Source organism: Pseudoduganella umbonata (assembly GCF_014192225.1).
Taxonomy (GTDB): Bacteria; Pseudomonadota; Gammaproteobacteria; order Burkholderiales; family Burkholderiaceae_D; genus Rugamonas; species Rugamonas umbonata.
The window spans coordinates 24514-37165 of the sequence record NZ_JACHXS010000011.1 but is presented as its reverse complement, the minus strand read 5'-3'; the positions used below and the strand labels follow the sequence as shown (position 1 = coordinate 37165).

At 67.8% G+C, this 12652-nt stretch carries 11 protein-coding genes; 5 read left to right on the top strand and 6 right to left on the bottom strand.

Going from position 1 to position 12652, the window contains the following annotated elements; genetic code table 11:
• A complete protein-coding gene (locus FHS02_RS23945) occupies positions 1 to 543 on the top strand; it encodes a YaeQ family protein (RefSeq protein WP_137316906.1) in 543 nt (180 codons plus the stop codon).
• A 23-nt stretch (positions 544 to 566) separates the two neighbouring features.
• On the opposite strand, the gene FHS02_RS23940 is transcribed toward FHS02_RS23945, so the two are convergent.
• Positions 567 to 1691, bottom strand: coding sequence for a serine hydrolase domain-containing protein (locus tag FHS02_RS23940; protein WP_137316907.1), 1125 nt, complete (start codon positions 1689 to 1691; stop codon positions 567 to 569).
• Between the two features lie 77 nt (positions 1692 to 1768).
• On the opposite strand from FHS02_RS23940, the gene FHS02_RS23935 reads away from it, so the two are divergent.
• Genes FHS02_RS23935 through FHS02_RS23925 form a run of 3 tightly spaced genes read left to right on the top strand, consistent with a single transcriptional unit; the run spans position 1769 to position 4975 of the window.
• The gene (locus tag FHS02_RS23935; RefSeq protein WP_137316908.1) at positions 1769 to 2224 is read left to right on the top strand and encodes a DUF2946 domain-containing protein; all 456 of its coding nucleotides are present in this window, start codon (positions 1769 to 1771) and stop codon (positions 2222 to 2224) included.
• 40 nt (positions 2225 to 2264) lie between these two features.
• Positions 2265 to 2705 (top strand): copper chaperone PCu(A)C, encoded by a 441-nt coding sequence (locus tag FHS02_RS23930; RefSeq protein ID WP_137316909.1) that lies wholly within the window; start codon positions 2265 to 2267, stop codon positions 2703 to 2705.
• 8 nt (positions 2706 to 2713) lie between these two features.
• A complete protein-coding gene (locus FHS02_RS23925) occupies positions 2714 to 4975 on the top strand; it encodes a TonB-dependent receptor (protein WP_229422427.1) in 2262 nt (753 codons plus the stop codon).
• A gap of 110 nt (positions 4976 to 5085) precedes the next feature.
• Here FHS02_RS23925 and FHS02_RS23920 read toward each other — a convergent pair whose 3' ends face one another.
• The 5 genes from FHS02_RS23920 to FHS02_RS23900 all read right to left on the bottom strand — a co-directional run bounded on the left by FHS02_RS23920 (position 5086) and on the right by FHS02_RS23900 (position 9478).
• Positions 5086 to 5862 carry a head GIN domain-containing protein gene (locus FHS02_RS23920; protein ID WP_137316910.1) on the bottom strand — a complete coding sequence of 259 codons (777 nt, stop codon included), beginning with the start codon at positions 5860 to 5862 and terminating at the stop codon, positions 5086 to 5088.
• A 296-nt stretch (positions 5863 to 6158) separates the two neighbouring features.
• Positions 6159 to 7442 (bottom strand): cytochrome c, encoded by a 1284-nt coding sequence (locus FHS02_RS23915; RefSeq protein WP_137316911.1) that lies wholly within the window; start codon positions 7440 to 7442, stop codon positions 6159 to 6161.
• A complete protein-coding gene (locus tag FHS02_RS23910; RefSeq protein WP_137316912.1) occupies positions 7439 to 8215 on the bottom strand; it encodes a c-type cytochrome in 777 nt (258 codons plus the stop codon). The genes FHS02_RS23915 and FHS02_RS23910 overlap by 4 nt, the downstream gene beginning before the upstream one ends.
• A gap of 70 nt (positions 8216 to 8285) precedes the next feature.
• Positions 8286 to 8960 carry a 3'-5' exonuclease gene (locus FHS02_RS23905; RefSeq protein WP_137316913.1) on the bottom strand — a complete coding sequence of 225 codons (675 nt, stop codon included), beginning with the start codon at positions 8958 to 8960 and terminating at the stop codon, positions 8286 to 8288.
• Positions 8960 to 9478, bottom strand: a complete 519-nt coding sequence (locus FHS02_RS23900; protein WP_371870582.1) for a ProQ/FINO family protein — start codon at positions 9476 to 9478, stop codon at positions 8960 to 8962. The genes FHS02_RS23905 and FHS02_RS23900 overlap by 1 nt, the downstream gene beginning before the upstream one ends.
• A gap of 590 nt (positions 9479 to 10068) precedes the next feature.
• Between FHS02_RS23900 and rpoD the strand changes: the two genes are divergently transcribed.
• Positions 10069 to 12537 carry an RNA polymerase sigma factor RpoD gene (gene rpoD / locus FHS02_RS23895; RefSeq protein WP_137316915.1) on the top strand — a complete coding sequence of 823 codons (2469 nt, stop codon included), beginning with the start codon at positions 10069 to 10071 and terminating at the stop codon, positions 12535 to 12537.
• Positions 12538 to 12652 lie beyond the last annotated feature (115 nt).

Sequence of the window (12652 nt, the reverse complement as noted above, 5' to 3'; positions counted from 1 at the left end):
ATGGCACTCAAGGCAACAATCTACAAGGCGGAACTGTCGATCGCCGACATGGACCGCAACTACTACGGCACCCACGCACTGACGCTGGCGCGCCACCCGTCGGAAACCGACGAACGCATGATGGTGCGCCTGCTGGCGTTCGCGATCCACGCGAACGAGGCGCTCAGCTTCACCAAGGGCATGTTCGACGTCGAGGAACCGGACCTGTGGCAAAAGGACCTGACCGATGCGATCGAACTGTGGATCGAGGTGGGGCAGCCGGAAGAACGCCGCATCCTGAAGGGCGCCGGGCGCGCCGAACACGTGATCGTGTACAGCTACAGCACGGCCAGCCCGATCTGGTGGAAGAACATCGCCAACAAGATCGAGCGGGCGAAGAACGTCTCCGTCGTCAACCTGCCGTCCGAGACCACCGCTGCGCTGGAGAAGATGGCACAGCGGAACATGCAGCTGCAATGCACCATCCAGGATGGCCAGATCTGGCTGACCGACGGCAGCGAGACCGTGCTGGTCGAGCGCGAAGTGTGGAAGGCCGAGCGCTGAGCCCTGGCATCAGGTAATGCATCTCAAGCAATAAGATCCCTGTACGCGGCGTTGCGCACGTCGCGCGGGAAGGCGCCCGCCATCCCCTCGAACGTGGTGTTCGTCAGTTGCACCACGACCAGGTCCGCCAGCGGATCGAAGAACCAGTAATGGCCGTACGCGCCACCCCACTGCAGCGTGCCGGCCGACTGCGGCGAGTGCGCTTCCTTCGGATGGCCCAGCACCGCGCCCAGGTAGCCGAAGCCCCAGCCGGGGCCCTGGGTCATCGCGCCGGTGCCGGTGCGGTCCACTTCGGCCGCGCGCAGGATCGCCCGGTTCGATGTCCTCAGGCTCAGCAGGAAGCGCATGAAATCGTCCGCCGTGCCGGCCATGCCGGAGCCGCCGGACGGATACGACGCGGCGTCGAAGATCCGCCCCGGCGAGAAGTGCGCGAAGCCGTCCATGAACGGCACCGCTTCCTCGTCGCCCATGCGGGCCGGCGGCGCCGGTTTCGCGTCGCGGTAGGGCGTCACGAGACGACCCGCATCCTCGACATGGAACGCCGTGTCGCGCATCCGCAGCGGTCCTGTCACTTCGCGCTGCACAATCTGAGGCAGCGGCATGCCCGCGGCTTGTTCCAGCACGGCGCCCAGGACGTCCGTCGCCACCGAGTAGCGCCAGCCCGCGCCGGGCGCATACGCCAGCGGGGCGGCGGCGATGCGCGCCAGGTTTTCCTCCAGCGACAGGCCCGGCTGGTCCAGGCCGTCGGAAACGCGGGCCCGGCGGTACGGGCCGTCCGCCGCTTCCAGGAAGCCGTACGACAGGCCGGCCGTGTGCGTCAGCAGGTGCTGCAGCGTGATCGCGGGCGCCGTGCCATCGGCAAGGCGCGGCCGGAATTGCGGCAGCCAGTCGGTGACCGGCGCCGACAGGTCGACGGTATCGTCGTCGGCCAGCTTCAGGGCGGCCGTGGCGACCAGCGGCTTGGTGAAGGAGGCCAGGCGGAACAGGGCGTCGTCGCGCATCGGTACGCTGCGCTCGCGGTCCGCGCTGCCTGCCGCGCGGCGGTAGACGATTTCGCCGTCGCGCGCGGCCAGTACCACGGCACCGACGATGCGCTGGCGCGCCAGCGCGCTGTCGATCACTTTATCGAGATGGGAACCAGTGGGCATGATGGACCTCTTGTTGCACAGGGCGCCATCTTAACGGTGATCGTGCGGCCCTGCAGCGCGGGCTATAATCGGTGCCGATGAAGACATCGTCCAAACGGCTGCTGCGGAGTTTGCATGCATGGCTCGCGTGCTGCGCGATCCTGCTGAATGCGCTCGTGCCGGCGGTGTCGCACGCGCTCGCGGCATCGCACGGCCAGCAGCACGCGTGGGAAATCTGCCTGAACGACGGTACCACGCTGGCCGGCTTCGGCGAGCTGGACGAAGCAACCTTCGCCGCACTGACCGACCGTGCCAACCCGGTGCCGCCGGCATTCGCCAGCCATGGCATGGCCGGCCTGGATGGCACGTTGCCGATGGCCGACTGCGGCTACTGCCTGCCGCATGCCGGCACGGTGGGGCTGCCGCCGCCGGCCGCCCTGGCGGTGCCCGCCGCGGCAGCCGGCGCGGAACGCCCCTACCTGTACTACCACGCGCCGCGGCCCCTGCAGGCCTGGGCCAGCGCGCAGCCGCGCGGACCGCCCGCCATCTCCTGAATCGCCGTTGCAAAGCCTTTCAACCAATTCAGGAGTCACCATGAAACACCTCGTTATCGCCGGCGCGCTGGCGCTTGCTTCCCTTTCCGTTCACGCCCAGGTCGTCGTCAAGGATGCGTGGGCGCGTGCCACCGTGCCCGCTGCCCGGGCTTCCGGCGCGTTCATGCAGATCGAATCGAAGACCGATGCCCGGCTGGTCGGCGTCAGCAGCCCGGTCGCAACGGCCGAGCTGCACCAGATGTCGATGCAGGACAACCGCATGTCGATGGCCCATGTCGACGCCATCGACCTGCCGGCCGGCAAGGCCGTGCCGCTGGCCCCCGGCGGCTACCACGTGATGCTGATGGGCTTGAAGCGCCAGCTGAAGGAAGGCGAGACCGTGCCGCTCACGCTGGTCGTCGAGCACAAGGGCGGCAAGCGCGACACCGTGGAAGTGCAGGTGGCCGTGCGGCCGCTGACGTACGCTCCGCCACGCCACTAGGAGGCGCCATGACCCAACCCCCGAAACGACCGCTGGCAGCGATGCTGGCGGCGCTGGGCCTGTGCGCCCATGCGCAGGGCGCCGCGCAGCAGGAGCTGGACGTGGTGACGATCCACGGCGGCCGGCCCACGTCGCTGCCGGCGCAGATTCCAACCACGATCGAAGGCATCACGGCGGCGCAGATCGCCGAGCGCATCAATGCCTTCGACAGCGAGGACGCGCTGAAGTACTTCCCCAGCTTGAACGTGCGCAAGCGCTACATCGGCGACTACGACCACGCGGTGCTGGCCAGCCGCGCATCCGGTACCGGCAACAGCGCCCGCTCGCTGGTGTATGCGGACGGCATCCTGCTGTCGAACCTGCTCGGCAACGGCGCCTCGTACACGCCGCGCTGGGGTCTCGTCACGCCCGAGGAGATCGAGCGCGTCGACGTGCTGTACGGCCCGTTCTCGGCCTCCTATCCCGGCAACTCGGTCGGTGCCGTGGTCGACTTCCAGACGCGCATGCCGGCGAAGCTGGAAGGCCATGTGCGGCTGGCCGGCTTCGCGCAGCGCTTCTCGGAATATGGCACGCGCGACAGTTTCCATGGCTGGCAGGGCAGCGCCGCGCTGGGCGACCGGCAGGGCGCGCTGTCGTGGTGGCTGCACCTGTCGCGGCAGGACAGCGATGGCCAGCCGGTCGGCTTCGCCAACAGGCTGGTATCGGCCGGCGTGGCCGGGGGCGGCGGCGTGCCGGTTACGGGGGCTGTCCCGGGCCGCAATCCCGCGAATCGCGACTGGCTGGTTTTCGGCGCGAACAACCAGGTGCACACGGTGCAGGACCATGCAAAGGTCAAGCTGGCCTACGACTTCTCGCCGGTGCTGCGCGCCAGCTACACGCTGGGCTGGTGGCGCAACGATGCGGTCCGGCGCAGCGATTCGTACCTGCGCGACGCGGCCGGCAACCGGGTGACCGGCGGGGACATCGATGTCGGCGGGCGCCGCTACTCGCTGCTGGCCTCCGACTTCGCGCCGCAGCGGGGCGACCTGGAGCACCTGATGCACGGTCTCTCGCTGAAACGGCATGCGCGCGATACGTTCGACTGGGAGATCGCCGCCAGCAAATACGACTACCGCAAGGACCTGGTGCGCGTGCCGACCGTGGTGCTGGCGGACCAGGATGCAACCGGGCAGGGCAACGTGACCGACATGGCGGGCAGCGGCTGGCACACGCTGGCGCTGAAGGGCACCTGGCGCCCGGACGCCGCACATACCGTGGATTTCGGCGTGCAGCGCGACGAAGCAGGCCTGCGCACGCGGGTGTTCTCGACGCCCGACTGGCTGGCCGGAACCGATGGCATCCACGTTTCCACGTTCAACGGCGATACGCGCTTGACCAGCGTGTACGCACAGGATACCTGGCGCATCGACCCGCGCTGGAAGGCGACCGTGGGCGCGCGCTGGGAACGCTGGCAGGCATACGGTGGCGAGGTGTCGAACGCCATCAGCGCGCTGCTGCGCTTCGGCGCGCGGCGCGAGGATGGCTGGTCGCCGAAGGCCGCGCTGGCGTGGCGCTTCACCGACGAGTGGACCGTCAAGGCCTCGGCCGGCCGGGCGATCCGCAACCCGACAGCCGCCGAACTGTTCCAGGGGGCGATCGTCGACGGCCGCATCGTCAACACCGACCCCGGCCTGCGCGCCGAACGGTCGTGGACGGAAGAACTGACGGCCGAGCGGCTGACACCGCGGGGCAGCCTGCGCGCGACGCTGTTCCACGAACGCACGCGCGACGCGCTGTATTCGCAGCCGCTGACACCCACCGTGTCGACGGTGCAGAACGTGGGCCGCATCCGCACCACCGGCCTGGAACTGTCGCAGCAGGCGGACGACGTGTTCATCCAGGGCCTGGCGCTGCAGTCCAGCCTCACGTATGCCGATTCGCGCATCCGGGAAAACGCCGCCTTGCCCGCATCGGTGGGCAAGCGGCAGCCGCGGGTGCCGCGCTGGCGGGCCACGGCGCTGGCCACCTGGCGCGCCACCGACCGGCTCTCGGCCAGCGCCGGTGTGCGCTACAGCGGCACGCAGTACGGCACGCTGGACAACTCCGACCCGAACGGCTTCACGTACATGGGCGTCTCGCGCTATTTCGTGGCCGACGTGCGGGTGCGCTACCGTTTCGACGCGCACTGGTCGGGCGCGCTGGGCATCGACAACCTGGGCAACGAGAAGTACTGGGCCTTCCATCCGTACACCCAGCGCACGCTGGTGGCCGAGCTGAAGTTCGACCTGTGAGCGTCGGCGCCGGATGCATGGCGCCAGCGTAAACGATGACAGGCCCGGCGGGCTGGAGCCTGCCGGGCCTGGCAAAGAGGTAGGGCGCCCGCAGGCGCCTGGCTGGGCCGTTAGCGTGCCGATGTACCAAGGCGCTGGACGGTGCCGGAGCCGGCGACGGCTTTCGTCAACTGTGCATCGCCGTAGTAGCCGACGTTGCCGGAACCGGTGATGTTGGCGGTAATCGAGCTGTGTGCCGCCAGCAGCGACTGGCCGGAACCGCTGACGCTCACCGCGGCATGCTGCACGTTCAGGCGGGTGGTGTCGGCCTTGCCGGAACCGGCGATCGAAATGTCGGCGCGTGCCGCCTGGCCGGCCGCTTCGACCTTGCCGCTGCCGGCCACGTCCACGTCGACCGATTTCGCATCGATGCCGTCGATGTCGAGCGAGCCGGAGCCGGCCACTTCGAGCGTCAGCTTGTCGGCGCGCACGCCGTTCGCCTCCAGCCGGCCGGAGCCGGCGACACCCAGGCTGTCCACCTTGCGGGCCCGCACCACGATGCGCACGCGGCGGCCATCGATCTGCATGTTCTTCTTCACCGGGCGAATCGTCAGCACCCCATCGCGCACCACCGTTTCCAGCAGCGGCAGGATGTTGTCGTCGCCCTCGATTGTCAGCGAGTCGTCGCCGCCGGTGACCACTTCCACGTGCGCACCCGTCGTCAGCTCGACGCCGCGGAATGCGCCGGGCTGGCGCGTCTGCGAGACGATCTTGCCGCTGCCCTGGATGCGCTCGCCACCGCCCAGCCAGGCCAGCGATGGGCCGTCGGCGGCCGCCGGAAGGGCGGTCGCCAGCGCGGCGGCAGCAGTGATGGCGGTGACGAACAGGGCGAGATTCTTGGTTTTCATGGCGGGCTCTCCGGGAATGCTTTGTCGATGGGCTGATCGTACGCAAACCCGGCCCGGCAGTCGCCGGCCGTGCGACGGACTGCACGGAGAGCGGGACAGAATGCAAACCTGGCGCCAGGCAAAACCGGTGACAGACACCAGTTTTTTTGAAACATTTCAAATTAATCGGAGCCTGGAAGGAGAGATAGCCTTCAGGCCATCTCCGCTCCGCAGGCGAGGAGCGATGCTCCTCGAAACCCCTGCGCCGCCACCGGTTTTCCGGTTTTCGGGAAACGATTTTCTGCCGGATGGCGCAATCAATCCAGCGGCACGGCGCGGTAGCGGTTGACGTCCAGGCCGGAGACGGGCGGTGCATTGTTGCCCCAGGCGCTGCGCAGGTAGGAGACCACCTGCGCCACCTCGGCATCGTCGAGCGCGTGGCCGAACGGCGGCATGCCGTAGGGCCTTGGGTTGCCGCGCGTGCCGGGCGGGAAGCCGCCGTTCAGCACGATGCGGATGGCATTGGTGGAGTCGGCCATCGTCAGTGCGCGGTTGCCGGCCAGCGGCGGGTAATGGGGCGGGAAGCCGCCGCCCCTGGCACCGTGGCATTCGGCACAATGCTTGTCGTACAGCTTCGCGCCGGCCTGCAGGAAAGCTGCCGCCTCGGGCGCCTTCGAGCGTTCATGGGGCTGGCTACCGTTGCCGGACGCCGGCAGCGACTTCAGGTAGACCGCCATCGCGCGCACGTCGGACTCGGACAGGTGCTGCAGGCTTTCCCGCACCACTTCCGCCATCGGTCCGAACACGGTCGCACGCGGCGCCACGCCGGTATGCAGCAGCTGTGCGATCTCCTCGACCGGCCAGCCGCCCAGCCCCGCTTCGGCGTCGGACGTCAGCGACGGCGCGTACCAGCCCAGCACCGGCACCAGGCCGCCGGACAGCTCGCCACCGCTGCCGCCCAGTACGTTGCGCGCGCTGTGGCACGCGCTGCAGTGGCCGGGGCCTTCGACGAGGTAGGCGCCGCGGTTCCATTCGGCCGGCCGCTCCGGCCGTTCCCGGTAGACGCCCGGGCGGAAGTACAGTGCACGCCAGGCTGCCAGCGCCACCTGCATATCGTACGGGAAGCGCAGCCGGTGCGGCCCGTTCGCGCGGGAGACGGCGGGAATGGTGCGGAAATAGGCATACAGCGCATCGGCATCGTCGCGCGTGATCGCCGTGTAGTTCGTGTACGGGAATGCCGGGTACAGCAGCCGGCCGTCGCGTGCGCGGCCGTTGTGCAGCGCGTTCCAGAAGTCGTCCGCGGTCCAGCTGCCGATGCCGGTTGCGGCATCCTGGGTGATGTTCGGTGCGACGAAGACACCGAACGGTGTCTGGAGTTCGCGGCCGCCGGCATACTGCTCGCCGCCGCGCACGGTGTGGCAGGCCATGCAGTCGGCGGCGCGAGCCAGGTAGGCGCCGCGCGCGATCTTTTCGCCGACGGGCAGCGCGGCAAAAGCGGCGCTGGCCGGCGGGCCCGCATCGTGGCGCGGCCACAGCAGGCCGGCCGCCACCGCTACGGTTATCGCCGCGCCGGCGGCGATCCAGCGCAGGCGGCGGCTCATGGCACACCGCCGTGATCGGGGACGCCGCCGCAGCGCATCGGCAGCGGTGCGGCGGGCGCCGCTGCCGGCCGCGCCGCCGCGTCGACGGGCCGGCTCGCCAGCCAGCCGGAAACGGCTGCCACGTCGGCTTCGGTGAGGCGGGCCGCGATGTCGGCCATGCAGTCCGGCGCCTGTGCACGGCGTGCCTTGTTCTTCCAGGCCCCGAACTGGGCGTTGACGTAGTCGCGCGGCAGGCCGATCAAACCGGGAATCGCCGGCGCCACGCCGGCCAGCCCCTGCCCGTGACAGGCCACGCAGGCGGGGATCCGGCGCCCCGCGTCGCCCTGCTGGACGAGCACGCGGCCCCGCTCCAGCATCTGCGCCGTGGCGGCGACCGGGGGCGCGGCGGGGTAGGGCGGATGCTGGTCCGCGAAGAACCGGGCGATCTCGCGCAGGTAGGGTTCCGGCAGGTTGCCGACCATGTACGTCATCATCGGGAACTGCCGCCGCCCGTCGCGGAAATTGAGCAGCTGGTTGTACAGGTAGCCTTCCGGCTTGCCGGCGATGCGGGGAAAGAACGCATCGTTGCGGCCCTGCGGCTGGTGGCATGCCAGGCAGGGCGCCACGCGCTGCGCCAGCGTATCCGGTGGCGCGGCCGCCGCGGGCGCGGACCATGCGGTCAGGAGGAGCGCGGCCAGGACGAACGCGGGCAGAAGGAACGCGTGAAAGTCAGGCGCATGAGGGTCATACGCGTAAAGGTCGGGAGCATTCAGCGGGCATCTCGAATGGGGCATACCGTTCCTGGGCGGATGGCGACCGCCCAAGCATACCTCCGCGCGCAGAGGAAGAACAGTGGCGCGCGGTTCAGTCGCCGGCCGGTGCGGCCGGGGTGGCGGCCGTGGGCCGCTTCGGGCGCGGCGCCTTCGGCGCGGGCAGCCTGTTGCCGAGCGCCAGCCAGTGACGGTACACGCGCAGCGCGACCTGGGCATCGTCGGCGGCGTACTGCAGCTGCTTGTCCGTCAGCCGTGGCGAAGCCCAGTTGGTGGTCGAGATTTTTTTGGATTTCTGCAGTTTGAGGCCGAAGTAGTGCGCCACCGCGCTTTTCGCGCCCAGGTCGTGTTTCTGGCCGGGCACGCGCAGCGCCTTCGACAGGTCGGCCACATGGGCCGGCTCGATCGCCAGCTTGGCGCGCAGCCGCCTGACGTCGTCCGCCAGGCCGAAGCCCACTTTCAGCGTGTGCGCCGATTCGAGGATCGCCTTCAGCGCCGGCAGCAGCGGCGCCACGTCCGGACCGACCGGGAACAGCCAGGCCCTGTGCTCGTCGGCGAACTGCACGAGGTGCGGCCCGTCCGAGCTCTGGCCCTTGACGAACGTGGGTTTCGATTCGGTGTCGAAGCCGATGGCATCGTGCGCCAGCAGCGCGGCCTGGGCGGCCTGTGCTTCCTCGGCGGTGCGCACGAGGCGGATATCGGCCAGCGCGATGCCCGGGTAGGGCGGCAGTTCGGGCTCGCGCGGCCGTGCTTCGGTATGGAACGCCATCAGCCCTTGCGGGAGAATTTCGCCGTCAGCTGTTCCAGCTTTTCCTGGCGGCGCTGTGCCGCTTCCTCGGCCGCCTGCGCTTCGCGCTCGGCCTTCTTGCGTTCCGCTTCCTTGCGGAAGCGTTCGCTCAGCGTGTCCTTGGCGTGCTTGCGGTGCACGTCGGTGACTTCGGCGCCGGTCGAGCCATCCAGGTTATAGCGGACGGTGGCCTTTTCCATCGCGCGCAGGTAACGCTGCGAGCCGGTGTGGATGCCCAGCGCGGCGCGCATCAGCTTGCGGTCGATGCCGGGCACTTGCGCGAGGATCTGCTTGTCGATGCCGATTGCCAGCGGCAGGAAATCGCGGAATGGCGGGAATTGCTGTGCAAGCTGCTTCAGCAGCGCGCGGGCGCTCGGTGCCGGTACCACGGGCGCGGCGGCGGCTGCCTCGGAAGGAGCGGCGGCGGCGTTGTTGGTGGATTCAGCGGATTCGGCAGATTCGTCGGCAGCGGACGGCTCGTGGGTAAGGCTGGTATTCATCGACTTCATGGATTGATCAGGAGGCGCCAGCATACCACGGCGCGACCCGCACGCGCGTTGCATTTTTCTTCATCATGACGGCTTGTCCATACGGCGTTCGGGGCCGGCATGGGGCTGCGACGGGGATTGCTTGCGGTGGCGGCGTGCCAGATAGTGACATTCCGTGTATAATGGCCGACGCACCAAAAGCAGGGCGGTGCAGATTCAGTCTGGTTAGGAGTTGTCCGCGGTCCCCTGAACAGGGCTTTCCGCATGCCGGCGCCCCGTAGTTCATGAACTTCCATGCAGGTCATGGGCTGGTTTACAGAGCACGGCGCGGGCGCGTCAGGGCCGAGCCCTCTCTTCTGTTCGCACTGAGAAGTTCACATGAGTACCTGCGCCATTAGTAGCAAAAGCACAGGTTAAAACGGAATTACCACGGAATACCTCGAATGGAGTCCGCGAATGAACCTGAAAGGTTCGTGAAACGCGGGCTTTTTTCATTCCGGATGATCCCCACATACGTACCGGCGCGGCCTTTTTGAAGGCCGGGCTGGATTGTTCAATTTTCCACTTGCGTCGTGCCCCGCCAGGCACTGAAGAGATATTTGATGACGACGAAAACGCCGAAGACCCTAACGCTGTCCACCAAGAAGCCGCGCGCCGAAGCTGCGCCGCTGACGGTGCCGAAGACCACCTTATCCTATGTGATCGACAATGCGCAAGAGGCCGCCGGTAAAGTGACCGTTGTGAAGAAGAAGACGTCCCGCCTGGCCGTGTTGCCGGGGGACGAGCCGGTGCTGGCCGACGCTCCTGTGGCCGAGTCCGCCGCTGCCGAAGTGCCGGCCGGCGACGAGCCGAAGAAGCCCGTACGCAAGGTGGTGGCAGGTGCCGACGAAGCGCCGAAGGCGCCGGTGGTGCGCGTGCGCAAGGCCAAGCTGGAAGCGCCCGTGCAGTCGCCGTCGGCGCCGGCCGCCGTCAGCCAGGTCACCGATGCCGCCACGCTGGCCTCGATCGACACGTCCGGCTACCTGCTGCCTTCCGTGAAGGTGCCGGGCCGCCGCGGCCGCAAGCCGAGCGAATTCACGCCCGAGAACGATGAAGTGGCGGCACTGAACGCCGTCGAACGCGCCGAACTGAAGGCCGCGTCGAAGGCGCGCGAGCGCAAGGCCAAGGGCCTGGACCCGTTCGGCGGCGAAGCCGGCATGTCCACCGAAGACGTGGAAAAGCGCCGCCAGCAGTTCAAGAACCTGATCAACATGGGCAAGGATCGCGGCTTCCTCACCTATGCCGAGATCAACGACCAGCTGCCCGAAAACATTGTCGATCCGGAAGCGATCGAGGGCATCATCGCCACGTTCAACGACATGGGCATCGCCGTCTACGAGCGCGCGCCGGATGCCGAGGCGCTTCTGTTGTCCGACAACGTGCCGACCGCCACCTCCGACGACGAAGTGGAAGCGGCCGCCGCGACGGCGCTGTCCACCGTCGACTCCGACTTCGGCCGTACCACCGACCCGGTGCGCATGTACATGCGTGAAATGGGTGCGGTGGCGCTGCTGACGCGCGAAGGCGAGATCGAGATCGCCAAGCGCATCGAGGAAGGCCTGCGCGACATGATCCAGGCGATCTCGGCCTGCCCGACCACGATCAACGAGATCGTCGAACTGGCGGCGAAGATCGAGAACGACGAGCTGAAGGTCGATGACGTGGTCGATGGCTTCGTCGACCCCGACGAGAGTTCCGCGCCGGCGCCGGCGCGGGCCCCGGCAGCCGCCGCGTCCGACGACGACGACGAGGACGAGGAAGAAGAGCTGGAAGAAGAAAGCGACGGCGACGCCAACGGCGGCGCGGCCGGCTTCTCCACCGAGCAGCTGGTGCAGCTGAAGGTCGACGCGCTGGAACGCTTTGCCGTCATCTCCGCGCAGTTCGACAAGATGCGCAAGTCGGCCTATGGCTCGGCCGTTTACCAGAAGGCGCAGGCCACCATTTCCGCCGAGCTGCTGGGCATCCGCTTCACGGCCAAGGTCGTGGAAAAGCTGTGCGACACGCTGCGCGGCCAGATGGAGCAGGTGCGCAGCATCGAGCGCGCCGTGCTGGAGCTGTGCGTGAACCGCTGCGGCATGCCGCGCGCCCACTTCATCAAGGTCTTCCCGGGCAATGAAACGAACCTGGACTGGGTCGATGGCGAAGTCGACGCACGTCATCCGTACAGCGCCGTGCTGGGCCGTAACGTGCCGGCGATCAAGGAACTGCAGAACAAGATGATCGACCTGCAGGAACGCGTGGCACTGCCGCTGGCCGACCTGCGCAAGATCAACAAGCAGATGGCTGCGGGCGAGAAGCGTGCACGCCACGCGAAGCGCGAAATGACGGTGGCCAACCTGCGCCTGGTGATCTCGATCGCCAAGAAGTACATCAACCGCGGCCTGCAGTTCCTCGACCTGATCCAGGAAGGCAATATCGGCCTGCTCAAGGCGGTGGACAAGTTCGAATACCGCCGCGGCTACAAGTTCTCCACGTACGCCACGTGGTGGATCCGCCAGGCGATCACGCGTTCGATCGCGGACATGGCGCGCACCATCCGCGTGCCGGTGCACATGATCGAAACGATCAACAAGATGAACCGCATCAGCCGCCAGATCATGCAGGAAACCGGCAATGAGCCGGACATGGCGACGCTGGCCGCGAAGATGGAAATGCCGGAATCGAAGGTGCGCGAGATCATGAAGATCGCCAAGGAGCCGATTTCGATGGAAACGCCGATGGGCGAGGACGGCGATTCGCAGCTGGGCGACTTCATCGAGGACAACACCACGCTGGCCCCGCTGGACGCGGCGCTGCATGCTTCGATGCGCAACGTGATCAAGGAAGTGCTCGACTCGCTGACCCCGCGCGAAGCCAAGGTGCTGCGCATGCGCTACGGCGTCGAAATGTCGAACGACCACACGCTCGAAGAAGTGGGCAAGCAGTTCGACGTGACGCGCGAGCGTATCCGCCAGATCGAGGCCAAGGCGATGAGCAAGCTGCGCCAGCCGTCGCGCTCGGACAAGCTGAAGACGTTCCTGACGCAGAACTGATCGGTCGCCCGATCGCGGAAAAGGAAGCTTCGGCTTCCTTTTTTTTGGCCGTCGCTCCCCGCGCACGAATGCCGAAAGGACTAGGTGAAAGGGGCGGCTGGCTGTATGCTCTGCC

What these genes read in the sequence shown, in the direction of transcription:
- FHS02_RS23930 (WP_137316909.1), top strand. Translation starts at nt 2,265, where the DNA reads ATGAAACACCTCGTTATCGCCGGCGCGCTGGCGCTTGCTTCCCTTTCC.
- FHS02_RS23920 (WP_137316910.1), bottom strand. Translation starts at nt 5,862, where the DNA reads ATGAAAACCAAGAATCTCGCCCTGTTCGTCACCGCCATCACTGCTGCC.
- rpoD (WP_137316915.1), top strand. Translation starts at nt 10,069, where the DNA reads ATGACGACGAAAACGCCGAAGACCCTAACGCTGTCCACCAAGAAGCCG.
- FHS02_RS23915 (WP_137316911.1), bottom strand. Translation starts at nt 7,442, where the DNA reads ATGAGCCGCCGCCTGCGCTGGATCGCCGCCGGCGCGGCGATAACCGTA.
- FHS02_RS23925 (WP_229422427.1), top strand. Translation starts at nt 2,714, where the DNA reads ATGACCCAACCCCCGAAACGACCGCTGGCAGCGATGCTGGCGGCGCTG.
- FHS02_RS23910 (WP_137316912.1), bottom strand. Translation starts at nt 8,215, where the DNA reads ATGCCCCATTCGAGATGCCCGCTGAATGCTCCCGACCTTTACGCGTAT.
- FHS02_RS23940 (WP_137316907.1), bottom strand. Translation starts at nt 1,691, where the DNA reads ATGCCCACTGGTTCCCATCTCGATAAAGTGATCGACAGCGCGCTGGCG.
- FHS02_RS23900 (WP_371870582.1), bottom strand. Translation starts at nt 9,478, where the DNA reads ATGAATACCAGCCTTACCCACGAGCCGTCCGCTGCCGACGAATCTGCC.
- FHS02_RS23905 (WP_137316913.1), bottom strand. Translation starts at nt 8,960, where the DNA reads ATGGCGTTCCATACCGAAGCACGGCCGCGCGAGCCCGAACTGCCGCCC.
- FHS02_RS23945 (WP_137316906.1), top strand. Translation starts at nt 1, where the DNA reads ATGGCACTCAAGGCAACAATCTACAAGGCGGAACTGTCGATCGCCGAC.
- FHS02_RS23935 (WP_137316908.1), top strand. Translation starts at nt 1,769, where the DNA reads ATGAAGACATCGTCCAAACGGCTGCTGCGGAGTTTGCATGCATGGCTC.